The organism is Arsenicicoccus sp. oral taxon 190, from assembly GCF_001189535.1.
In the GTDB taxonomy this organism is placed as follows: Bacteria; Actinomycetota; Actinomycetes; order Actinomycetales; family Dermatophilaceae; genus Arsenicicoccus.
Genome location: NZ_CP012070.1, coordinates 2081593 through 2104285, shown reverse-complemented (window position 1 = coordinate 2104285; position 22693 = coordinate 2081593). Strand labels below are relative to the sequence as shown.

18 protein-coding genes are annotated in these 22693 nt (G+C 73.2%); 9 read left to right on the top strand and 9 right to left on the bottom strand.

The features are described from left to right. Positions 1-88: 88 nt before the first annotated feature. From ileS to ADJ73_RS09795, 4 genes are all read right to left on the bottom strand, one after another. On the bottom strand, positions 89-3418 hold the full coding sequence (ileS, locus tag ADJ73_RS09810; RefSeq protein WP_050348124.1) for an isoleucine--tRNA ligase: 3330 nt from the start codon (positions 3416-3418) through the stop codon (positions 89-91). Between the two features lie 348 nt (positions 3419-3766). Further along, positions 3767-5047 (bottom strand): SAM-dependent methyltransferase, encoded by a 1281-nt coding sequence (locus ADJ73_RS09805; protein WP_253272534.1) that lies wholly within the window; start codon positions 5045-5047, stop codon positions 3767-3769. A gap of 5 nt (positions 5048-5052) precedes the next feature. Further along, the gene (locus tag ADJ73_RS09800) at positions 5053-6459 is read right to left on the bottom strand and encodes an FAD-binding oxidoreductase (RefSeq protein ID WP_253272533.1); all 1407 of its coding nucleotides are present in this window, start codon (positions 6457-6459) and stop codon (positions 5053-5055) included. Positions 6460-6504: 45 nt separating this feature from the next. Further along, positions 6505-7734, bottom strand: a complete 1230-nt coding sequence (locus ADJ73_RS09795) for an acetyl-CoA hydrolase/transferase family protein (protein ID WP_050349361.1) — start codon at positions 7732-7734, stop codon at positions 6505-6507. A 64-nt stretch (positions 7735-7798) separates the two neighbouring features. On the opposite strand from ADJ73_RS09795, the gene ADJ73_RS09790 reads away from it, so the two are divergent. Beyond that, positions 7799-9184, top strand: coding sequence for an FAD-binding oxidoreductase (locus ADJ73_RS09790; RefSeq protein ID WP_050348122.1), 1386 nt, complete (start codon positions 7799-7801; stop codon positions 9182-9184). Positions 9185-9281: 97 nt separating this feature from the next. Next, complete coding sequence (locus ADJ73_RS09785) at positions 9282-9821, top strand: NUDIX hydrolase family protein (RefSeq protein WP_050348121.1); 540 nt, start codon at positions 9282-9284, stop codon at positions 9819-9821. Between the two features lie 103 nt (positions 9822-9924). Here the strand turns inward: ADJ73_RS09785 and ADJ73_RS09780 are convergent, their stop codons facing one another. After that, positions 9925-10974, bottom strand: coding sequence for a S66 family peptidase (locus ADJ73_RS09780; RefSeq protein ID WP_050348120.1), 1050 nt, complete (start codon positions 10972-10974; stop codon positions 9925-9927). Between the two features lie 36 nt (positions 10975-11010). Between ADJ73_RS09780 and ADJ73_RS09775 the strand changes: the two genes are divergently transcribed. Then, the gene (locus tag ADJ73_RS09775; protein ID WP_050348119.1) at positions 11011-12012 is read left to right on the top strand and encodes a bile acid:sodium symporter family protein; all 1002 of its coding nucleotides are present in this window, start codon (positions 11011-11013) and stop codon (positions 12010-12012) included. A gap of 115 nt (positions 12013-12127) precedes the next feature. Here the strand turns inward: ADJ73_RS09775 and ADJ73_RS09770 are convergent, their stop codons facing one another. After that, positions 12128-12892 carry a lysophospholipid acyltransferase family protein gene (locus tag ADJ73_RS09770; RefSeq protein ID WP_253272532.1) on the bottom strand — a complete coding sequence of 255 codons (765 nt, stop codon included), beginning with the start codon at positions 12890-12892 and terminating at the stop codon, positions 12128-12130. Between the two features lie 98 nt (positions 12893-12990). Here ADJ73_RS09770 and valS point away from each other — a divergent pair, with 98 nt between their 5' ends. Then, entirely contained in the window at positions 12991-15633 is a 2643-nt protein-coding gene (gene valS / locus ADJ73_RS09765) for a valine--tRNA ligase (RefSeq protein ID WP_050348118.1), read from the top strand. 15 nt (positions 15634-15648) lie between these two features. Here the strand turns inward: valS and ADJ73_RS09760 are convergent, their stop codons facing one another. The 3 genes from ADJ73_RS09760 to ADJ73_RS09745 form a co-directional block, all read right to left on the bottom strand. Beyond that, complete coding sequence (locus ADJ73_RS09760; protein ID WP_253272723.1) at positions 15649-16341, bottom strand: DNA-formamidopyrimidine glycosylase family protein; 693 nt, start codon at positions 16339-16341, stop codon at positions 15649-15651. Between the two features lie 108 nt (positions 16342-16449). Further along, positions 16450-17121 carry a hypothetical protein gene (locus tag ADJ73_RS09755; protein ID WP_156188197.1) on the bottom strand — a complete coding sequence of 224 codons (672 nt, stop codon included), beginning with the start codon at positions 17119-17121 and terminating at the stop codon, positions 16450-16452. A gap of 855 nt (positions 17122-17976) precedes the next feature. Then, entirely contained in the window at positions 17977-18564 is a 588-nt protein-coding gene (locus ADJ73_RS09745; protein ID WP_050348114.1) for a hypothetical protein, read from the bottom strand. An 89-nt stretch (positions 18565-18653) separates the two neighbouring features. Here ADJ73_RS09745 and ADJ73_RS09740 point away from each other — a divergent pair, with 89 nt between their 5' ends. The 5 genes from ADJ73_RS09740 to ADJ73_RS09720 are packed head-to-tail and all read left to right on the top strand — an operon-like array spanning position 18654 to position 22672. Next, positions 18654-19373, top strand: a complete 720-nt coding sequence (locus tag ADJ73_RS09740; protein ID WP_050348113.1) for a DUF4129 domain-containing protein — start codon at positions 18654-18656, stop codon at positions 19371-19373. Continuing rightward, positions 19370-19849, top strand: coding sequence for a hypothetical protein (locus tag ADJ73_RS09735; protein ID WP_050348112.1), 480 nt, complete (start codon positions 19370-19372; stop codon positions 19847-19849). The genes ADJ73_RS09740 and ADJ73_RS09735 overlap by 4 nt, the downstream gene beginning before the upstream one ends. Continuing rightward, on the top strand, positions 19846-20844 hold the full coding sequence (locus ADJ73_RS09730; protein ID WP_050348111.1) for an AAA family ATPase: 999 nt from the start codon (positions 19846-19848) through the stop codon (positions 20842-20844). The genes ADJ73_RS09735 and ADJ73_RS09730 overlap by 4 nt, the downstream gene beginning before the upstream one ends. Beyond that, positions 20841-22124 carry a DUF58 domain-containing protein gene (locus ADJ73_RS09725; protein WP_156188196.1) on the top strand — a complete coding sequence of 428 codons (1284 nt, stop codon included), beginning with the start codon at positions 20841-20843 and terminating at the stop codon, positions 22122-22124. The genes ADJ73_RS09730 and ADJ73_RS09725 overlap by 4 nt, the downstream gene beginning before the upstream one ends. Continuing rightward, positions 22121-22672 carry a hypothetical protein gene (locus tag ADJ73_RS09720; RefSeq protein ID WP_156188195.1) on the top strand — a complete coding sequence of 184 codons (552 nt, stop codon included), beginning with the start codon at positions 22121-22123 and terminating at the stop codon, positions 22670-22672. The genes ADJ73_RS09725 and ADJ73_RS09720 overlap by 4 nt, the downstream gene beginning before the upstream one ends. Positions 22673-22693: the final 21 nt, after the last annotated feature.

Sequence of the window (22693 nt, the reverse complement as noted above, 5' to 3'; positions counted from 1 at the left end):
CGACCGTCGCGGCCGGTGTCGTCGTCCTCCCCGGGCGTCCCGAGCCCGAGCAGCCCGTCGAGCTCCTCATGACCGAAGGTGTCGTCGTTCACGCGAGCCTCCGCACCATCACGCGGGCGTGGTAGCCGTCGCCGACCTCGACCTCGGTGACCTCGTCGCCGTCGATCGCGAGCAGGTTGGGCGCCGACCCGAACTGGCTGGCCAGGGTCTCCTCGACGAGGAGGTCCTGGTGGTGGATCGTGGCGTCGTAGACCTCCTGAGCGCCGGTGATGGTCAACGAGATCCGGTCAGAGATGTCGAGCCCGGCGTCGCGCCGGGCCTGCTGCACCGCGCGCACGAGGTCGCGGGCCACGCCCTCGCGGGCCAGCTCCGGGGTGACCTCGGTGTCCAGCACCACGAACCCGCCCCCGGGCAGCATCGCGGTGGCGTGGTGGGTGTCCTGCCCGTCGGCGACGATCGTCTCCAGGGAGTACTCCCCCTCGTGCAGCTCGATGCCGCCGGTGGTGACGACGCCGTCCGGGGACACCGACCAGTCGCCGGACTTCGAGCCCTTGATCGCGGCCTGCACGTCCTTGCCGATGCGGGGTCCGGCGGCGCGGGCGTTGACGGTGAGCCGCTGGCTGATCCCGAAGTCGCTCTCGCTGACGTCCGCCACGTCCCGCAGGGTGACGGTCCGGACGTTGACCTCGTCGCGGACGATGTCGGCGAAGGCCGCCAGGCCCGCGGCGTCGCGGGTGACCACGGTCAGCTCGGACAGCGGCAGCCGGACCCGGAGGTTCTGGGCCTTGCGCAGCGACGACGCGACCGAGCAGATGTCCCGGGCCCGGTCCATCCGCGCCACCAGCTCGTGGTCGCTCGGCAGCGCCTCGACGTCCGGCCAGTCCTCCAGGTGGACCGAGCGGCCGCCCGTCAGGCCGCGCCAGATCTCCTCGGTCACCAGCGGCAACAGCGGGGCGCAGGTGCGGGTGACCACCTCGAGGCAGGTGTAGAGCGTGTCGAACGCCTGGGTGGCGACGCGCTCGTCACCGGACCCGGTGTCCCAGAAGCGCTCTCGCGAGCGCCGGACGTACCAGTTGGTCAGCACGTCGAGGAAGCCGCGCATCGTGTCGCAGGCCCCGGCGACGTCATACGCATCCATCTGGGCCTGCATGGACTCGACGAACTCGCGCAGCTTGGCGAGCAGGTAACGGTCGAGGACGTCCGTCGACTCCGTGGACCAGCGCGCCTCGTAGCCGCGCCCGCCGTCGAAGGCGTTGGCGTAGAGGCTGAAGAAGTACCAGGTGTTCCACAGCGGGATGAGGACCTGGCGCACGCCGTCGCGGATCCCCCGCTCGGTGACGATCAGGTTGCCGCCGCGCAGGATCGGGCTGGACATCAGGAACCAGCGCATCGCGTCGGCGCCGTCGCGGTCGAAGACCTCGGACACGTCGGGGTAGTTGCGCAGCGACTTGCTCATCTTGGCCCCGTCGGAGCCGAGCACGATGCCGTGGGACACGCACGAGGAGAAGGCAGGCCGGTCGAACAGCGCCGTCGCGAGGATGTGCAGCGTGTAGAACCAGCCGCGGGTCTGCCCGATGTACTCCACGATGAAGTCGCCCGGGAAGTGGTGCTCGAACCACTCGGCGTTGTCGAAGGGGTAGTGCACCTGGGCGAAGCTCATCGACCCCGAGTCGAACCACACGTCCAGGACGTCCTCGACGCGGCGCATCGTGCTCTGTCCGGTCGGGTCGTCGGGGTTGGGCCGGGTCAGCTCGTCGACGAACGGACGGTGTAGGTCACGCTCGCCGTCGTGGTTGCGCGGCAGCCGGCCGAAGTCCCGCTCGATCTCCTCCAAGGAGCCGTAGACGTCGATCCGTGGGTACTCCGGGTTGTCGGAGCGCCATACGGGGACCGGGCTGCCCCAGAACCGGTTTCGCGTGATCGACCAGTCGCGGGCGTTCTCCAGCCACTTGCCGAACTGGCCGTGCTTGATGTGCTCGGGGGTCCAGGAGATCTGCTCGTTGAGCTCGAGCATGCGGTCCTTGAACTTCGTCACCTCGACGAACCAGCTGGACACGCCCTTGTAGATCAGGGGCTCCCGGCAGCGCCAGCAGTGGGGGTAGGAGTGGTCGTAGGTCTCGCGGCGCACGAGGACGGTCCCGTCGGTCACCGACCCGGTCTCCCCCTCGCCGCGCGTGGCGGCCTTGAGGTGGTCGATGACGTGCGGGTTGGCGTCGAAGACGAGCATTCCCGCGTAGTCGACGACGGGGTGGGTGAACTGGCCGTCGGCACCGACCGGCATGACCGCCTCGATGCCCTCGCGGTCGGTCACGACCTTGTCGTCCTCGCCGAAGGCTCCGGCGGTGTGCACGAGCCCCGAGCCGTCGGTGGTGGTCACGAACTCCGCCTCGACGATGCGGAAGGCGTTGTCGTGCCCGAGGTAGTAGGAGAACGGCGGCTGGTAGTGGTGGCCGGCGAGCTCGGACCCCTTGAGCCGCTTGACGATCCGCGACTCGACGTCACCCTTGGGGTCGCCGGTCAGCTCGCGGGCGTAGGACCGCGCCCGCGCCTCGGCGAAGACATAGCGCTCGGTCCGCCCGGTCGGCACGTCGGACTCGACGACGACGTAGTCGATGTCGCCGCCGACCATGATCGCGAGGTTGGACGGGAGGGTCCACGGCGTGGTGGTCCAGATGACGGCGAGGGCGCCGTCGAGGTCGTCGTCGGGCCCGTCGCCCACGATCCGCAGGCCCACCGTGACGGCCGGGTCCTGGCGCATCTGGTAGACGTCGTCGTCCATGCGCAGCTCGTGGTTGGACAGCGGGGTCTGGTCGTTCCAGCAGTAGGGCAGCACCCGGAAGCCCTCGTAGATCAACCCCTTGTCGTACAAGGTCTTGAAGGCCCACAGGACGCTCTCCATGTAGTCCGGGTTGAGCGTCTTGTAGTCGTTGTCGAAGTCGACCCAGCGGGCCTGGCGGGTGACGTAGTCCTGCCACTCGTCGGTGAAGGTCAGCACCGACTCGCGGCACTTGGCGTTGAAGGCGTCGATGCCCAGCTCGAGGATCTCGTCCTTGGTCTTGATGCCGAGCTGGCGCATCGCCTCGAGCTCGGCGGGCAGGCCGTGGGTGTCCCAGCCGAAGCGGCGCTCGACGTGCCTGCCGCGCATGGTCTGGTAGCGGGGGACGATGTCCTTGACGTAGCCGGTCAGCAGGTGACCGTAGTGGGGCAGGCCGTTGGCGAAGGGCGGCCCGTCGTAGAAGACGAACTCGTTGGCCCCGTCCTCCCCCGCGGGTCGGTTGGCCACGGACGCCTGGAAGGTGCCGTCCTCGGCCCAGTAGCGCAGGATGCGCTCCTCGATCTCCGGGAAGCGCGGGCTCGCCACGACACCGCTCGGGGCGGCGGGCTGGTGCGGGTCGGTGGAGACCTGGGGATAGGTCATGGGCGGGGCTCCCTGGTGCTGTGGGTGTGCTCGTCTCGGTCGACTCACGAGGACGAGCACGCCGTATGCCGCGCCCGCGGTGCCACCTCGCTTGCCGGTCACCGGGCCCGTGGTCACCGTGGTGCCGGGGTCCTGCGCGACCGACCGCTCTGGTCGAAGGCTGTGACGGGCCCGCCCGTCCGGGTCTACTGGGCCCCCACGGGAGGCTGTTCTTCCGGAGACTCGCCGGTGATAGCGGCTCAGACGTCTGTGCGCCCAGTCTATCCCCTCGCGCCCCATCCCCTCGCGCCGGCGCCGTGGCCCCGGACATGACTCTGGCCGACGCCCTGGTGACGCCCTGGCCGATGCTCAGGGACGCCAGGTCGGGCGCAGCGGGTAGGCGGTGGAGCCGTCCTCGCCGACCTTGGACGCGAGGACCTGGTGCAGCTGCAGCCAGTTGGCCTCGAAGGCCATCCGTGACCCGGCCATGTAGAGCCCCCAGACCCGGGCGGTGGCGAGGCCCGCCTCCCGCACGCAGAGGTCCCAGCTGTCCTCGAGGTTGCGGCACCAGCGGGCGAGCGTGAGGGCGTAGTGCATCCGGAGGTTCTCCTCGTGGTGGACCTCGAAGCCTGCGTCGTGGCACTCGCCGATGATGCGTCCGGGGGGCGCGAGCTCGCCGTCGGGGAAGACGTAGCGGTCGGTGAACGGCTCGGGCCGGAAGCCGGCTCGCCCGTCGGCCCGGGTGATGCAGTGGTTGAGCAGCCGCCCGCCCTCGCGCAGCCGCGCGTGCAGGAAGCGGAAGTAGCTGCCGTAGTTGCGCACCCCGACGTGCTCGGTGAGCCCGATCGAGCTGACCGCGTCGAAGTCGCGCTCGGTGACGTCGCGGTAGTCGCCGTGCCGGATCTCCACGAGGTCGGACAGCCCCGCGCGCGCGGCGGCCTCCCGACCCCACTGGGCCTGCTCGCGCGACAGCGTCACCGCCAGCACGGACACGCCGCGCTCGCGGGCGGCGTGCATCGCCATACCGCCCCAGCCGCACCCGACGTCGAGCAGCCGCTGCCCGGGCTGGAGGTCGAGCTTGTCGGCGACGAGCGCGAACTTGCGCTCCTGGGCCTCCTCCAGCGTCGCGTCGGGAGACTCGAAGACCGCGCACGTGTAGGCCATGGAGGGGCCGAGGACCTTCTCGTAGAAGGCGTTGGAGACGTCGTAGTGCGTGGCGATGGAGTCGGCGGCGCGGCGGCGCGGGTCGACGGACCGGACGGCACGGCGCCAGCGCGGCAACGCCTCCATCGCGGGCGGGGGTGGCGGGACCAGCAGCCGGGGCCCGAATCCCCGCAGCAGCGCGGCCAGCTCGCTCGCGGACGGGCGACGCACCATGACCTCGCGCTTGATCCGGCGGAAGAGCTCGTAGGGGTCGCCCTCGGGGATCCCGCGCAGGGTCAGCCCGCCGGTCAGGTAGGCGCGGGCCAGCCCGAGGTCGCCGGGGGCGGTGGCGATGTAGCGCAGCCCCTCCTCGGAGGCGACGTGCACCTCGATGTCGCTGTCCCGCGGCCCGAGGTCGGTGCCGTCGTAGGCCGTGAGCCGGAACGGCAGCGGCCCGGCCAGCACCGCCTCGACCAGCTCGCCCACCCGGGGAGTCCCTGCAGCCATCAGCATCATCGACCAACCACCTTGTCGTACATCTCGGGGAGCCGACCGCTCGGGTCGTACCGGTCCTTGACCGCGCGATAGACCTGGCCGCCGTAGAGGCGGTCGAAGGTGGGGCGGTCGTAGCAGACGTCGGAGTAGAGGGACTTGTGGCCGTCGAGGGCGCTGACCTGGTCCTCGATCTGCCGGTTGACGTCGCCGTCGCGCCGGCCCGGCTCGATGGGCACGGTCCCCCAGAAGCCCACGTTGACGTAGGTGCGCCCCGGCTGGAGCGGGTAGAGCGGCCAGGACCGGGCGGCGCGGGCGCCCCCGGCGCCGTCGGTCTCGCGAAGACGCAACGGGCACAACCAGATCGGGCGCATCGGCACGTGCTCGAGGAACCAGTCGACGAACTCCTCGAGCCGCTCCAGCGGCACCTCGACGTCCTGTACCACCCGCTCCCGCTCGGGCAGGCCGCGGCGGCGGTCGATCGCCGCGGCGACGCCGAGACGCTGCTCCAGCCCCACGATCCGGTGGTAGACGTCGCTGCGCCGCCAGCGGCGCGGCCACAGCCGGCGCACGGTGGGGTGCTGCACCCCGAAGGCCTGGGAGCACCAGAACCAGTCGGTGTCCCAGCGCCACAGGTAGTCCACCCCGCCGAGCCGGTCGCGGTCGTAGCGCTGCAGCGACCGGTAGTAGATCTCCTGACGCGTGTAATCGCTCGCCGGGCTGACGGTGTCGCTGTCGAAGGTCGCAAGCGTCAGCACCGCCTCACCCGGACCGAAGACGACGCCGTCCATCGCGTCCACGGGTCGCCGCTCGAAGGTCCGCTCCTCGGTCACCTGGGCCACGAGTCGCACCAGCTCGCCGAGGTCGCGCAGGTGCAGGTGCCGCAGCGCGACCTGGCGGCCCAGCGGCTGCAGCTCGATCCGCAGCCGGGTGGCGTACCCGAGGCTGCCGTAGGAGTTGGGGAAGGCGGCGAAGAGGTCGGCGTGGCTGCCCTCGGGGCGAGCCGTCGCCACCTCCCCGGACCCGGTCAGGACGTCGAGCTCCAGGACCGACTCGTGCGGCAGACCGTTGCGGAAGGACGTGGACTCGATGCCGAGGCCGCTGACGGCCCCGCCCAGGGTGATGGTCCGTAGCTGCGGCACCACGAGCGGCATGAGGTCGTGCGCGGCGGTCGCCGCGACGAGGTGCTCGTAGGTGCACATCCCTTGCACCTCAGCGGTCCTCGCGTCGGGATCGACCTCCAGCACGCCGGTGAGGCCGGAGACGTCGAGGCCGTGCGCGGCTCGACCCCGGGGGCGGAAGAGGTTGGAGGTGCGCTTGGCCAGCCGGACCGGGCGGCCGGGCGGGATCGCCGTCCAGGACCGCTGCAGCCTCTCCATGGCTGCTCGGTGCTGGTCGAGGGTGGTCTCCGGCACGAGCGAGGACATGTCTCGACCGTACGCCTCGGCGGCCCGGCCCGACACCCCCCCGCCTCAGGCCAGCCCGAGCCCCCGCGCTCCCTCCCACAGCGACGCCCGCACGTCGGGGTGGGCGGCCTGCTCGATGATGTTGCGGGCCTGCACCTTCTCGGAGTGGCCGAAGACCTCGGCGACCCCCTGCTCGGTGATCACCGCCGAGTGCTGGAAGCTGGTCGTCGGCTCGGTCAGCATCGGCACGATGGTCGACACGTTGGCCTTGGGGTGCCAGGACCGCAGCGCGAGCATCGCCTGCCCGCCGCGCGAGTGCAGCGCGCCCACGATGAAGTCGGTCTGGCCGCCGAATCCCGAGTGGATCCGCGCCCGGATGCGGGAGGCGTTCGCCTGCGAGAGCAGGTCGACCTGCAGCGCCGTGTTGATGGAGGTCATCTGGGGCTGCTTGGCGATCTGGCCGGGGTCGTTGGTGATCTCGGTGCGCCGCATGATGACGCGGCTGTTGAGGTGGCACCAGTCGTAGAGCTCCTGCCCGCCGAACGCGAACGACGCGACGATCGGCCGCATCTCGTCCAGGGCGCCGGCCCGGTCGAGCACCAGGACGCCGTCGGAGAACATCTCGGTCCAGATGCCGAGGTTGTGGCGGCGGGCGAGCCCGGGGAGGGTGGCGTCCGGGACGGCACCGATGCCGAGCTGCAGGGTGGCGCCGTTGCCGACCCGCCCCGAGACGAGCTCGCCGATGTGCGCGGTGGCGTCGTCGGGCTTGGCGGGGCCGTGCTCGGAGGCGATGGACGCGTCGGCCTCGAGGACCGCGTCGAAGAGGTCGACCGGGAACTCGCCGTCCCCGTAGGTGTAGGGCATGTGCCTGTTGACCTGCGCGACCAGGAGCCCGCCGTTCTCCTTGACGGCCTCGATGGCGGCCACCATGACGTTGATCTCCACGCCGAGGGAGACCTTGCCGCCCACGGGCGCCGAGACGTGCACGGCGACGATGTCGGGGCGCTGGGTGGTGCGGTAGAGGGTGGGCACCAACGACAGCCGCGCCGGCGTGTAGTGCAGGGTGGGCAGCTTGCGCATGCCGACCCCGACGAAGCAGGACTCGTGCTCGACGCCCTCCCGCGTCGAGATCCCCGCGGGCGCGTTGAGCATGTTGAGCCGGTAGGTCGGCAGCGCCTCGTCGATGACCTGCAGCAGGGCCCAGGGCGGCACGTGGTTGCCGGTGGCGACGACGCGGGGGTTGGCGGGGGCCTGCTCGAGGAGGGCCTTCATCTGGGAGGCGCTGACGACGTTCATGGCACCAGCCTGCCGGAACCCTCCCGGCGCCTCGGCACCCACCCCCCTCCTTAGGATCATTCGTATGACGACAACAGCCCACCGCCTCGTGCCCCCGCTGCTCGACCCGGTGACCGCCACCGACAGCGCGACGCTGGCGGCGCACGCCCTGGACGCGGCGCTCGGCATCGACGCGCCCGCCGACTTCACGCTGGTGCGGGCGCGGGACGTGGACGACGTGGTGGAGACGCTGCGGTGGGCGGCGGCCGAACGCATCCCGGTGGTGCCCCAGGGTGCTCGCACGGGACTGGCCGGCGGGGCGGTGCCGCTCGAGGGCGGGGTCGCGCTCAACCTCGAGGCGATGCGCGACATCGAGGACGTCGACGAGGTCGAGGGGCTGGCGTGCGTGCAGGCGGGCGTCATCACCGCCGACCTCAAGGAGGCGGCCGCGGCGGTGGGCCTGCACTACGGCCCGGACCCCGCCTCGGTGGCGATCTCCACCGTCGGCGGCAACGTGGCGACCAACGCCGGTGGGCTCTGCTGCCTCAAGTACGGCGCCACGAGCGACGCCATACGGGCCCTGGAGGTGGTGCTCCCCGGGGGTGAGGTGATCCGCACCGGGCACCGGACCGCCAAGGGGGTCGCGGGGTTCGACCTGACCGGGCTCTTCGTGGGCTCGGAGGGCTGCCTGGGCGTCGTGACGCGGGCGTGGGCGCGGCTCGGTCCGCGCCCGGACGAACCCGCGACGGTGCTGGCGACCTTCCCGACGCTGCGGTCGGGGTGCGACGCGATCGTCGCGCTGCGCCGTGAGCGGCACCGGCCCAACCTCGTGGAGATCATGGACGGCCCCACCGTCGAGGCGATCCGGGCGTATGGCGACTACGGCTTCCCGGCCGGGGTGGAGGCGGCGCTGCTGGTGCAGTCCGACCGCCCGGAGCACGCCGCGCAGGACGCCACCCGCTACGCCGAGGTGTGCGCGAGCGCCGGGGCGACCTCGGTGACGGTCTCGGGGTCCCGGGAGGAGTCCACCGCCCTGATGGCGGGGCGCCGGGTCATCTCCCCCGCGCTGGATCGCCTGGGGCACAACCTGACCGAGGACATGTGCGTGCCGGTGCGACACCTGGCCGAGTTCATCGAGCGGGGCTACGCGATCGGCGAGCGTCACGGCACCCGGATCATCACGGCCGGCCACGGCGGCGACGGCAACCTGCACCCCACGGTCTACTTCGACCCCGAGGACCCCGAGCAGGTGCGGCGCGCGCACGAGGCGATCACCGATCTGGTCGACGCGGCGCTGCGCCTCGGGGGCACCATCACCGGCGAGCACGGCGTGGGGATCCTCAAGAGCGAGTGGCTGCCTCGCGAGCTCGGGGCCGCCGAGATCGAGCGGCAGCGCGGCCTCAAGGCCTTCTTCGACCCGCTCGGGATCATGAACCCCGGTCGCGTCCTCTGGCCCCCGACGCGCCCGTAGCGGCGGCGTCCCGTCGGAGCCACCTCGTCACGCGCCGTGGGTCGTGGCGAGGTGGGACCCCGTCCGCCGGGACGGGCACTCGTGGTGGAATGGCGCCATGAACCTCCCCGACGTCGATGCCTCGGCCGCCTGGCTCAGCCACGAGACGCTGGAGCAGGCCCGCGAGCGCTTGCCCATCCTCTACGTCGACATCGTGCCCGTCCGGGCGGACGACCGCGGCGAGGTGACCCACGTCGGGACGCTGCTGCGGGTCACCGGGCAGGGCAAGGTGGCCCGCGAGCTGGTGAGCGGCCGGGTGCTCTACCACGAGCGGTTGCGGGACGCCCTGATCCGCCACCTGGAGAAGGACCTCGGCCCCCTCGCGATGCCGCGGATCCCGTTGAGCCCGCAGCCCTTTGCCGTGTCCGAGTACTTCCCGACGCCGGGCGTGACGCCCTTCCACGATCCCCGGCAGCACGCGGTGGCCCTTGGTTACGTCGTGCCGGTGGTCGGCGACTGCGCGCCCTCGCAGGACGCGCTGGACCTGGCCTGGCTCACCCCGGCCGAGGTCTGCAGCGCTGGCGTCGCCGAGGAGATGGGCCGGGGCCACGGCACCCTGCTCAAGCAGGCGCTGGCCCACCTCGGCTTCCCCGTCTGACCTACCGGCGGTAGGCGGATCGACCGGCCTTCGTTCACCAGGCTGATCGAGCCGCCGCCGGTAGGTCTGCGCTCAGGAGTAGTCCGCGCTCAGGAGTCCGCGCTCAGGAGTAGTCCGCCCAGACGCGCTGCTGCTCCCCGTCCACGGTGACCAGGCCACCGTGCGGCAGGATCCACTGAGGCCTGGTGTGCCCGAAGGGGATCCCTACGCACACCACCGCGTCCGGGTTGTAGCGTCCGATCACCTCCACGGCAGCGTCCCGCTGCTCGGCGCGCAGCCGCGCCCGCTCCTCCGGCCCGGGCCGCCGCTCGAAGCTCGACACCGGCGGCCGGGCCACCAGCACCGCGTCGACCGCCGCGAGCAGGCCCCGCTCCCCCATCGAGCGCAGGATCCACGCCACCTCCCGGGCGGGCGGCAGCTCCTCGGACGTCTCCACCAGCAGCACCCCACCCGCCAGCACCCCCGGGTCCGCAGCGAACCGCCCGGCCGCGAGGATCCACTGCAGCACCTCCAGGCAGCCACCCCACGTGGGGCCGGTGACCACGCGGCGCGGCCCGTGCCAGGTCCACGGCCCGGTCGCCTCCCGCTCGCCAAAGCTGCTGAGCGCCAGGGGGTCTGCCCAGTCCTTGCCGAGGTCCTCCGACTCCCCCGGGTCCGTGATCTCCAGCCGCTCACCGGTCAGCAGCGCGGCCCGCAGCGACGCCGCGTGCACCTCGTCGACGCCCGGGCCCGGGCCGAGGTGCACCTGCGACGACCCGCCATAGAAGCTCGCCACGCCCGCGCCCCACAACCACGCGTGCAGGTTGGTGTTGTCGCTCGTCCCCAGGAACGGCTTCGGGTCGCGCCGCACCACCTCGGGATCCAGGTGCGGGATCACCGTGATCTGGTCCTCGCCGCCCACGACGCTCAGCACCGCCCGCACCGCCGGGTCCGCGAACGCCGCCATCAGGTCCCGCGCCCGGTCCTGCGGCGACGCACCCACCTCGCGCGTCGTGGGGTACTCCACCGGCACCAGACCCGTCACCTCCGCCAGCCGCCGCATGGCCTGCTCGTGCACCTGCGGGAAGGCACCGGCCGCCGCGAACGACGGTGAGACCACGGCGATCTGGTCCCCCGGTGCGGCCTTGGGAGGGTGGGCGAGAGGGGGCGGCATACGGAGAGTGAAGCACGGGTGCGGTATCACTGACGCATGCTTTCCCGCCTGCGCCTCGACCCCTTCCTGCTCGCGATCATCTGCGCGGCCCTGGTCGCGAGCGTCCTGCCCGCGCGGGGCAGCGCCGTGCCCGTCGTGGATGCGGTCGTCGCGGCGGCGATCTTCCTCCTTTTCTTCCTGTATGGCGCCCGCCTGGCTCCCCACGAGGCCGTCGCCGGCCTGAAGCACTGGCGGCTGCACGGGGTGATCCTGGCCTTCACGTTCGTCGTGTTCCCGCTGGTCGGGATGCTCGCGCTGCCGGGTCTGCGCGCCGCCCTGGGGGGCGACCTGGCCTCGGGGCTGCTCTACGTGTGCCTGGTGCCGTCGACGGTGCAGAGCTCGATCGCGTTCACCTCCATCGCGCGGGGCAACGTGGCCGGCGCGATCGTGTCCGCGTCCGTGTCCAACCTGGTGGGCGTGGTCCTCACGCCGCTGCTGGTGGTGGCGCTGATGACCACGACGGGGACGGTCGAGGTGACGGGGTCCGCGTTCGTCGACATCCTGGTGCAGCTGCTGCTGCCCTTCGTGCTCGGCCAGGTGGCGGGGCACTGGATCCGGGGGTGGGTGAAGGCGCACGCCGCGCCGCTCAAGCTCGTCGACCGTGGATCGATCGTGCTGGTCGTCTACTCGGCCTTCTCGGCCGGGATGCGCGAGGGGATCTGGTCGCGGGTGACGCTGCCGCAGCTGGGTGGGGTGCTCGTGGTGTGCCTGCTGCTGCTCGCCGCGCTGCTGTGGCTGACGCGAGCCGTGGCTCAGCGGCTCGGTTTCGGGCGCGGCGACGTGATCGCCATCCAGTTCTGCGGGACCAAGAAGTCGCTGGCGTCCGGCCTGCCGATGGCGATGGTGCTCTTCGCCGGGCAACCGGTGGGGTTGATGGTGCTCCCGCTGATGGTCTTCCACCAGGCGCAGCTGATGGCGTGCTCGGCGCTGGCGGCCCGCTACGGGCGAGAGGCCGACGCGGTGGGCGACGCGGCCGATGGGGTCGGCAGGGTCGCCTGAGGAGGACCGGGTCGCCGCGGCGCCCCGGACCAAGGCCGGCTGATAGAAATACCGGCGGCCGTTCGATCGGCCTGGTGAACGAAGGCCGGTCGATCCGTCTACCCCCGGTAGGGCGTCAGGGGTGGTGGATGCGGCGGCGGGCCTCCAGGACGGCGGCCTCCTCCGGCGTCGGCGCCGTCCCGCCGAGGCGCACCGGCATCAGGTGCCGCTCGGCCTCGGGCACCGGCGGGTAGGCGTCCTGCAGCGCGTGCAGCATCCGCGTGATCGTCTCGCGCACGCGGGCGGTCACCTCGGCGATGTCGTCGTCGGGCCCCACCGGGATCGGCTCGCCCACGGTGATCCCGATCGGCACCCTGGTCCGGCCCAGCCGCTTGGGGTGCCCCTTGGTCCACACCCGCTGCGAGCCCCAGATCGCCACCGGCAGGATCGGCGCGCCCGTCGCCTGCGCCATCCGCACCCCGCCCGTCTTGAACGCCTTGGGCTCGAAGGACATCGAGATGGTCGCCTCCGGGAAGACCCCCACGATCTCCCCCGCGCGCAGCGCCTCCAGGGCGTGCCCGTATGACGCCGCCCCCGCCGCCCGATCCACCGAGATGTGCCGCATGCCGCGCAGGAGCGGCCCGCTCACCGGGTGCCGGAAGACGCTCTCCTTGGCCATGAACCGCACGAGGCGACGCGACGGGAGAGCCGCCAGACCGGCATACGTGAAGTCGAAGTAGCCGGTGTGGTTGATCATCATCACCGCCGGCCCGGACTCGGGCACGTTGTGCTCCCCGGTGATCCTGAAGCGCAGTCCCTGCAGCGCGAAGATCCCCTTGAACGCCTCGACCACGGGGGTGTAGACGGGGTCGTGCCGCAGCATCTGCCAGAAGCTCGCCATGGGGCAGACCCTACCGGCGGGTCACCCTGGTCGGGAGGTGACCCGGGCGACGGCATACGGATTGGCGACGCGGTCTCGCGGTCTGGGAGAATCCGCGCATGACCACTGACACGCCACGCACCCACGTCCCGGACAAGCCGTCGCTCGACGGCCTGGAGGACAAGTGGCTGCAGGTATGGCGTGACCAGGGCACCTACCGCTTCGACCGGGCACGGGCGATGGACCTGCCCCGCGAGCAGGTCTGGGCGATCGACACGCCCCCGCCCACCGCGTCGGGGTCGCTGCACATCGGGCACGTCTTCGGCTACACGCAGGCCGACTGCATCGCGCGCTACAAGCGGATGACGGGGCACGAGGTGTTCTACCCGATCGGGTGGGACGACAACGGCCTGCCGACCGAGCGGCGCGTCCAGAACTACTACGGCGTGCGCGGCGACGCGACCCTGCCCTACGTGGAGGGTTTCCGGCCGCCGCAGGAGGGCGCCGACGGGAAGTCCGTCAAGGCGGCCGACCAGGTGCCGATCAGCCGGCAGAACTTCATCGAGCTGTGCGACATCCTCACCGTCAAGGACGAGGTGACCTTCGAGGACACCTTCCGCTACCTGGGGCTGTCCCTCGACTGGGACGTGCAGTACCGCACCATCGACGACCACTCCCGCGCCACCGCGCAGCAGGCCTTCCTGCGCAACCTGGCCCGCGGCGAGGCCTACCAGGCGGAGGCGCCGGGGCTCTGGGACGTGACCTTCCAGTCCGCGGTCGCGCAGGCCGAGCTGGAGGCGCGCGACTACCCGGGCGCCTACCACCGGGTCGCCTTCCACGCCGGCGAGGAGGGCTCTGGCGAGCCGGTCTACATCGAGACCACCCGTCCCGAGCTGCTCCCCGCGTGCGTCGCGCTGATCGCGCACCCGGACGACGAGCGCTACCAGGGCCTTCTCGGTATGTCGGTCCGGTCGCCGCTCTTCGGGGTCGAGGTGCCCGTGCTCGCCCACCCGGCCGCCGAGATGGACAAGGGTGCCGGTATCGCCATGTGCTGCACCTTCGGCGACCTGACGGACGTGCAGTGGTGGCGCGAGCTGCAGCTGCCGACGCGTTCGATCATCACCCGCAACGGTCGCATCCAGGCCGAGACGCCCGAGTGGATCACGACGGAGGGCGGGCGCAGCATCTTCGCCGAGATGGCGACCAAGACGACGCACTCGGCGCGCGAGGCCGTCGTCGCGGCGCTGCGCGAGTCGGGTGACCTGGACGGCGAGCCGAAGAAGACCCAGCGCAAGGCCAACTTCTTCGAGAAGGGCGACAAGCCGCTGGAGATCGTCACGTCGCGCCAGTGGTACATCCGCAACGGCGGGCGCGACGAGGAGCTGCGCGAGGCGATGCGGGCCCGAGGTCGCGAGCTCGACTTCCACCCGTCCTACATGCGCTCCCGCTACGACAACTGGGTCGGCGGGCTCAACGGCGACTGGCTGATCTCCCGGCAGCGGTTCTTCGGCGTGCCGATCCCCGTGTGGTACCACGTGGACGAGCAGGGCGAGGTCCTCTGGGACGAGCGGATCGTGCCGTCCGAGGACCAGCTGCCGGTGGACCCGGCGTCGCAGGCCGCTCCCGGGTATGACGAGTCCCAGCGCGGGCAGGCCGGGGGCTTCGTCGGCGACGCGGACGTCATGGACACCTGGGCCACGTCCTCCCTGACGCCGCAGATCGCGGCGGGCTGGCGCGCGGGCGGGCAGGGCTCGGACCCCGAGCTCTTCGCCAAGATCTTCCCCTTCGACCAGCGTCCGCAGGGCCACGACATCATCCGCACCTGGCTCTTCGCCACGGTGGTGCGGGCCCACCTGGAGCACGGGTCGCTGCCCTGGACCGACGCCACGATCAACGGCTGGATCCTGGACCCCGACCGCAAGAAGATGTCCAAGTCCAAGGGCAACGCGACCACGCCCAAGGAGATGCTGCAGCAGCACGGCACCGACGCGATCCGCTACTGGGCCGCGGCCGCTCGCCTCGGCACCGACACCGCCCTCGACGAGGCGCAGATGAAGGTCGGGCGTCGCCTCGCGATCAAGCTGCTCAACGCCTCGAAGTTCGCGCTGGGCTTCGGCGAGGTGTCTGGCGACCTCGCGGAGCAGGTGACCGAGCCGCTGGACCGGGCGATGCTCGCGTCCCTCGCCGAGGTCGTCGACGCCGCGGGCAAGGGCTACGAGGCCATGGACTACACCCGCGCCCTCGAGGTCACCGAGACCTTCTTCTGGACCTTCTGCGACGACTACATCGAGCTGGTCAAGGACCGGGCGCACGGCGGGCGCGGCGACGCTGCCGCGGCGTCGGCCCGGGCGGCGCTGCGGATCGCGCTCGACGTGCTGCTGCGGCTCTTCGCCCCGGTGCTGGTCTACGCCACCGAGGAGGTGTGGAGCTGGTTCCGGGAGGGGACGGTACACCGTCAGCCCTGGCCGACCCGCGACGAGCTGGGATTGGTTGCAGCCGAGGGCGACCCGTCCCTGCTCGACACCGTCTCGGCGGCGCTGATCGGGGTGCGCAAGGCCAAGTCCGAGGCCAAGGTCGGCATGCGCAGCGAGATCACCGCGATGACCCTGACGGCGCCTGCCGCCCAGGTCGAGCAGCTGCAGCAGGCCGAGGCCGACCTGCGCGCGACCGGCAACATCAGCGGGCTGACCTATGCCGAGGGCGAGGCTCTGGGCGTCTCCGAGGTCGAGCTGATCCCCGCGGAGAAGCGCGTCAAGGCCTGACCCGGGACCGAGACGTCAGGCCGCCTGGCATTGCGGACAGGTGAGGGCGCGTCGACCACCGACGGGCAGCCGGACCAGCGCCGCGCCGCAGCGCGGGCACACCGGCGCCTCGCTCGCGCGCTGGCTCGCGAGCCACCCTCGGGTGCGCGGGATGTGGCCTGCCCGGACGCTCTTGCGCAGGATCTCGCGCAACCGGTCGCCCAGCTCGGCCACCTCGTCGTCGGTCAGCGTACTGCCGCGCCGCCGGGGGTCCAGGCGGGCGGCCCAGAGCAGCTCGTCGCTGAGCGTGTTGCCGAGCCCGGCGAGCACGGCCTGGTCCACGAGCAGCGTCTTGAGCGGGCGGCGCCCCGAGCGCAGCAGGTCACCCAGCACCGCGTCCCGGATCCCCAGGGCGTCGGGACCGAGCGGCCCGGTGACCTGCTCGGCGTCCTGCCCCGGCACGACCCAGGCACCCCCGAGGCGCCGTCGGTCGTGCAGGGCCACCGTGCCTCCGGGCGCGTGGATCCGCAGCCGCTCGAACCGGACCGGGGCGGCGTCCGCCACCAGCACGAGGCCGCCCGTCATCCCCAGGTGCAGCAGCACCACCTCCGGCCCGGGGAGCCGGATCGTGAGCCACTTGCCGTGCCGGAGCACGTCGGTCACGGTGCGGCCGACAAGTGTGGCGGCGAAATCACCGCCGTGCACCACGCGGGGGTCGGCGACCGTCACCCCGGTCACCGGGCCACCGGTCAGCGTGCGCGCGAGCAGCCGGCGGTACCCCTCGAGGTCGGCAGCTCGGGCATGCGCGCATCCTCCCACCCGCCGACGCCACGCGGGTCACTGCGCAGCGCCCAGCTCCGCCAGCACGTCGGGGTCGTCGGTGCGCCTGAGCGACCGCGCGCCGGCGGCGTCCCGCTCGACCAGCGTGGCCCGGCGCGAGCCGTCCCTGGCGTGGGTGATCGTCCACGTCACCAACCGATCTCGTATGCCGCCGCCCCGGCCCCCGGCCGAGCCACCGCTCCCGGCGGCCACCGGCACGCCGGGCACGGCGTCGAGCCGTCGCTGCACCAGCGCGGACTCCCCCGGGCGCCAGGCGCGGGGCACGGTGGACCACACCCCGACCGAGTACTTCGACAGGACACCGCCGTTGCCGGTCGTCAGCGCGAAGTCGCCGGGGGTGCATCGCAGCCGGCGCACGGCGCTGGCGATCGCGTGCATGGCGTAGTCGTTGCCGGGACCGCCGAAGTAGGGGAGCCCGCCGGTCAGCGTGAGGCCCCGCGGGTCGTCCGGCGCCAGGCCGAGACCGTCGCAGACCGCAGACACCGCGATCGGGAAGCAGGAGTAGAGGTCGAGGTGGCGCACCTCGTCCAGCCCGGCGCCCGCCACCTCCAGGGCGGACCGGGCGGCGGCGACGCCGGCGGGGTAGGCACCGAGGTCGGGGTGCGAGCAGCGCCTTCTCCACGGTGTCGCAATGCCCGTGCAGGAAGACCCAACGATCTTGCGGCACACCGAGACTCATGGCTCGCTCGAGGGAGCACACGACGACCGCGGCGCCCTGGTTGACGAAGTCACGCGCCACGAGCAGCTTCGGATAGGGCTCCGCCACCAGGCGATTGCGCTCCGTGACCGCGAGCAGGTCTGCGGCGGAAAGGATCTCGCGCAGCGCGGCGTGCGGGTTGGCGGCGGCCACCGGCGTGAACGGCGCGAACAGCTCACTCATCGACCGCCGGTAGTCGGCGTCGTCGACGCCCTCGTCGCGCGCGAGACGCTGCTGGCGCGCCCGCTCGAGCAGCGCGTAGGTGGTGGGGGCGTCCAGGTGCCCGGAGGCGTCGACCTCGACCAGCCCCTCCAGCCCGTAGCCACGGAACTCCCGCTGCCCACCGACGGATTCGGACCAGTCGGGCCGCTGCGCGGCCGGCCGGGTCAGCAGGTGCCGGACCGTCGAGAGAGCCTCGGCCCCGCAGGCCACCACGGCGTCCGCGTCACCACGGGCCACGGTGGCGCACAGCTCGGTCACGAGCTGCTGCGGCCCCTGCCCGCCCGCGAGGGCGGTGACCGCCCGGCGGGGCGACAGGCCCGTCCGCGCGGCGACCGAGCGCGGGACGTTGTCCGAGCGTCCCAGCGGGGCAACGGCATCCGGGGTGGACACCTCGAACTGCGGGACGTCGGCCACGACCTGCACCGCGCGGCGCAGCGCCGCGAGCCCGGCGCGGGGCGCGCAGTCCGCCAGCGCCGCCTCCACGGCGCGGGCGGCCAGGCCCACCGGGGACAGCGCGGCGTAGCCCGGCTCCGCGAGCCGCTCGGACCACTCCCCCACGCCGATCACCACCGGCGTGCGCGGGTCCAGCCCGAGACCGGCGCCCGTCACCCGATCACCTCACGCGGGCCGACGACGAGCCACGGCGTGCGCCAGCCACCCAGGTCCACCCGCCCGGCCACCAGCCCGGCCAGGTCCAGCTGCTCGACGACCCCCGCGGACGGCTCGTAGACGTCGAGCCCGTCGCCGTCGGCCGCCGGGAGGAGCAGCGTCACGTGGCGAGGCAGGAGCCGGCTCCCGACATACAGCAGGACCGGGCTCGCGGAGGTGACCTGCGAGGACAAGCGCTCCACGAGCGCGGCACGGGCCGCGCGCGAGGACCAGCGCACCACCCGCCAGCCCACCGACCGGCGCGGCAGCCGCAGCCCCCGCGCCAGCTCCAGGGCGGCTCCCCACGGCGGCGTGCCGAGGGCGCGCGGCCAGGGCAGCTGCAGCCGCAGCGCGGAGGGGTGCAACCGGTTGGTGCGGGCGCGGACCGCGAGCTCCTCGACGCCGAACCCGCGCTCGTGCACCTGCCCGGCGTAGCGCGGGTCCGCGAGCATCCGGGCGACGACCAGGCACGAGGAGCCGCAGGTGGTGGTCGTGGACTGCTGCGGCGCCGGGCCACCACGGCGCAGGACGAAGCGGACCGTCATGGGACCACCTCACCACGGGGCGGCGTCCCCCACCACACCAGAGCCATGACAGGATGCGGCCAGGTCGACGACGTCCGGGGAGGTGGACCATGACCGTGCGCCGCCGCAGCCTCGTGGCCGGGGCCGCCCTCGCGCTGCTGGCCGTGCTGCTGGTGTGGGGTGCCGTGGCGGGTCCCGGATTCGTCGGCAGCCGGCCGACGCGCGCGGGAGACCGAGACATCGTGCCGCCGATGCCCGACCCCCTGGAGTCGATGCGCGGGGCGGCTCACCGCTCCGCTCCCCCGCAGCCGCAGCCCGACCTGTTCTGGCTCACCACCGTGCTCACCTGGGTCGGGACGCTCGCGGCCGTGCTCGTGGCGCTGCTGGTGGGCTGGGCCGTCCTGCGGTGGTGGCGGCAGCGGGAGCCCGCCCCCGGGCCGGCGCCCGAGCTCGGCGTCGAGGTGGGCGCCGCCCCAGTCCTGGACGAGCAGCAGGCCGTCGACCACCGCGCCCTGCTCGGTCAGGGCAGCCCGCGCAACGGCATCGTCGCCTGCTGGGTCGAGCTGGAGCGACTCGTCGCCGCGTCCGGCGTGGCCCGCCGGCCCGCCGAGACACCGGCGGAGCTCGCCCGCCGGGTCCTCACCCAGCTCGCCGTCCCCGCCCCCGCCGTCGACGCCCTCGCCGAGGCCTACCGGGAGGCGAGGTTCTCCCGCCACCCGCTCACCGAGGTTGACCGGGACCGGGCAGCGGCCGCGCTCGACCAGGTCCACGCCGCGCTGCTCTCCCCCCGCCGCGCCGCCGGCTCCTCGCGATCGGCGGAGACCGTATGACGACCAGGACGCTGCTGCGGCCCGTGCTGACCACGGTGCTCGTCGGGGCCCTGGTGCTCGTGGGCGCCGACCTGATCGGGAGGCCGCTGCACCCGGTCCTCGCCCCCGTCGCCATCGCCCTCGTGGCCGTCACCACCTGGCTCGCGCGCCACCGGGTCGTCGTCTCGCCCACGCCGTGGGCCCGCACGACGGGCACCAGCGGACCACTGACCCACGACCGTCGGCTGTCGTCGCTGTCCTGGGCGGTCCACGGCCTCGCGGACGGCCGCACCTGGGAGCGCACGCTGGCGCCGCTGCTGCTCGACCAGGTCCGCCACCGGCTGCGCACCCGTCACGACGTCGACCTCGACACCGAGCCCGAGCTCGCGACCGCCCGGCTGCCCGCCGAGCTGCGGGCCTTCGTCGACGACCCCACCACAGCGCCCCGCAGCCTCTCTGCCCTGCGCACCATCGTCTCGAGGATCGAGGAGATATGAGCGACACCACCTGGAGCCCCACCCAGGTCACCGCCGTCACGGGGCGACTGCTGGACGCCGTCGAGACGGCCGTCGTCGGCAAGCGGGATGCCCTCGAGCTGGTGCTCGCGGGCATCCTCGCCGGCGGTCACGTCCTGCTCGAGGACTACCCCGGGCTCGGCAAGACCCTCGCAGCCCGCTCCTTCGCGCAGGCGCTGGGGCTGCAGTTCACGCGGGCGCAGTTCACCCCGGACCTGCTCCCCTCCGACCTGACCGGGTCCTTCCTCTACAACCAGAGCACGCACGAGTTCGAGTTCCGCGAGGGCCCGCTCTTCACCGGGCTGCTCCTCGCCGACGAGATCAACCGCACCCCGCCGAAGACCCAGGCGGCGCTGCTCGAGGCGATGCAGGAGCGCCAGATCACCGTCGAGGGACGCACCTTCGTGCTGCCGGCGCCGTTCCACGTCCTCGCGACCGCCAACCCGGTCGAGCACGAGGGGACCTACCCGCTCCCGGAGGCCCAGCTGGACCGGTTCCTGCTGCGCGTGTCCTTCGGCTACCCCACGGGCGAGCAGGAGGCCGAGGTCGTCACCCGCCGGCTGCAGCGCCGGCGGGAGGAGCAGGCGGTCGAGCACGTGCTCGGCGACGGCGAGCTGCTCGCCGCCCAGCGGGCCGTGGAGACCGTCGACGTCGACCCCAGCATCGTCGACTACTGCGTCGCGCTGACCGCCGCCACCCGCAGCCACGGGTCCGTGCAGATCGGCAGCTCGCCCCGCGGCTCGCTGGCCCTGGTCACGGTGGCCCGCGCCCACGCCGTCGTGCGGGGCCGCGACTACGTCACCCCCGAGGACGTCAAGGCCGTGGCGGTCGCCGCGCTCGGGCACCGCCTCACGATCCGCCCCGAGCTGTGGATGACCAACGTCTCGGGTGACTCGGTGGTGGCGTCGCTGCTCACGACGGTGCCCGCGCCGGCGGCCCTCGAGCCGTCGGCAGGGGGCGACCGGGGGGCGTGGTGAGCAGCGGTCCACGGCATACGGGCTGGGCCCTCACCCCCACCCAGGTGACGGTCACGACCGTCGGTGTCCTGCTGGCCGGGCTCGCCGTGGTCGCGCACCGGCCGGACCTGCTGGTCGTGGCGCTCCCGCTGCTCGTCGTGGCGACGTGGGCGCGGCTGCGGCGGCCGGCCGCCGACACACGGGTGGTCACCGCGCTCACCACGCCCACGGTGGGCGAGGGCAACGAGACCGCCGTGGTGGTGACGCTGGACCACGACCCGGCCGCCGACGTGTGCGGCCTGGACGTGGACCCCGGCCGACGGGTGGAGGCCGGGGTCCGCCACGGCGCCCTGGTGCGGGCGCTCACCGGCCGCCGCACGACGCTCTCCGTGCCGGTCCGCCCCCTGATCTGGGGACGGCACCAGCTCGGTGGCGGGGAGCTGCGGCTGACGTCCACCTGGGGTGGTTACGTCAGCCGCCTCCTCCCGCTGGGCGAGCACGAGCTCGTGGGGCTGCCGTCGCCGCGTCGCCTGCCGGTGCGGTCGGACGCGCTGCGCCCCGCGCACCTCATCGGCCGACACGTGTCCCGCCGCCCCGGGGAGGGCGCCGAGTTCGCCGAGATCCGGGCCTTCCGGCCCGGCGACCGCATCCGGCGGGTCCACTGGCCCACCTCGGCCCGCACCGGCGCCCTCCACGTCCGGACCACGTATGCCGAGCAGGACAGCCAGGTGGTGCTGCTGCTCGACGTGCTGAGCGACATCCCGCACCGCGACCCGCGTCGGCCGAGCAGCGTGGAGGCCGCCGTGCAGGCGGCGGCGCACGTGGCGGGGCACTTCACCACGGCCGGCGACCGGGTGGGGCTCCGGGTGCTCGGTGACGACTCCCAGCCGGTCCCGGGCGGCTCCGGGCGCCGCCACCTGCAACGCCTGCTCGGGGCGCTGGCCCGGGTCGCGCCGGCGACCGACCGCCAGCCCGACCTGCAGCGGCTGCGCCTGGGGCTGCAACCCGGGTCGCTGCTGCTCGTCCTGACCCCGCTCACGTCCACCGTCGTCGTGGACGCGGTGGCCGCGCTGGCGAGGCAGCGCCTCGACGTCGCCGTCATCGACGTCGCCCCCACCGAGATGCGGTGCCAGGACGACTCCGAGGCGACCGCCTGGCGGCTGCTCACCCTGGAGCGGGACCGCACCCGCGACCTGCTGGAGCGGGCCGGCGTCCCCGTCGTCGGGTGGCAGGACGCGGCCAGCGTGGAGGACCTGCTGCGACGGCTGCAGCGTCGACGGCAGCAGGCGGCCCAGCGATGAATGAGGCGCGTCGCAGCCTGGCGCGGTTGCTCCAGCTCTCCCCCTCCCAGCTGGCGGTCCGGGCCCTCGGCCTCGCGTGCTGCCTGCTGGTCCCCGTGCTCGCCCCCTCCACGCACGAGCTGGCCGGCGCCGCGACGACGCTGCTGGTCGTCGCGGCCGGCTGGAGCGCGCTGCGGCCCGAGCCCGGTGGGGTGGCGTCACTGGTGTCGCTCGGGGTCTACCTGACGCTGGCCCCGATGGGCGCCGGTACGCCGCTGGCGGTCCTCGTCGCCGCGCTGGTGCTGGCGCAGCTGTCCTGCCTCGTGCTCGCCGCGAGCGCACCACCCGAGGCCGACCTCGACCCCGCGATGGTGCGCCGTCAGCTGCGCCGCTGGGCGACGGTGGTCGCGGTGGCGGCCGTCACCTGGCTGCTCGCGCGGGCCGCCGTGGCGCTGGCCGAGCCGGGCGGCACCGACCTGACGCCGCTGGTCGCGGGCGTGGCAGGGCTGGTGGGGGCGATCCTGCTGGCCCTGGCGCTGCTCGGGCCCGACGGGCCCCGCGAGGGCTGACCGCCCACTCGACCGCCGTCA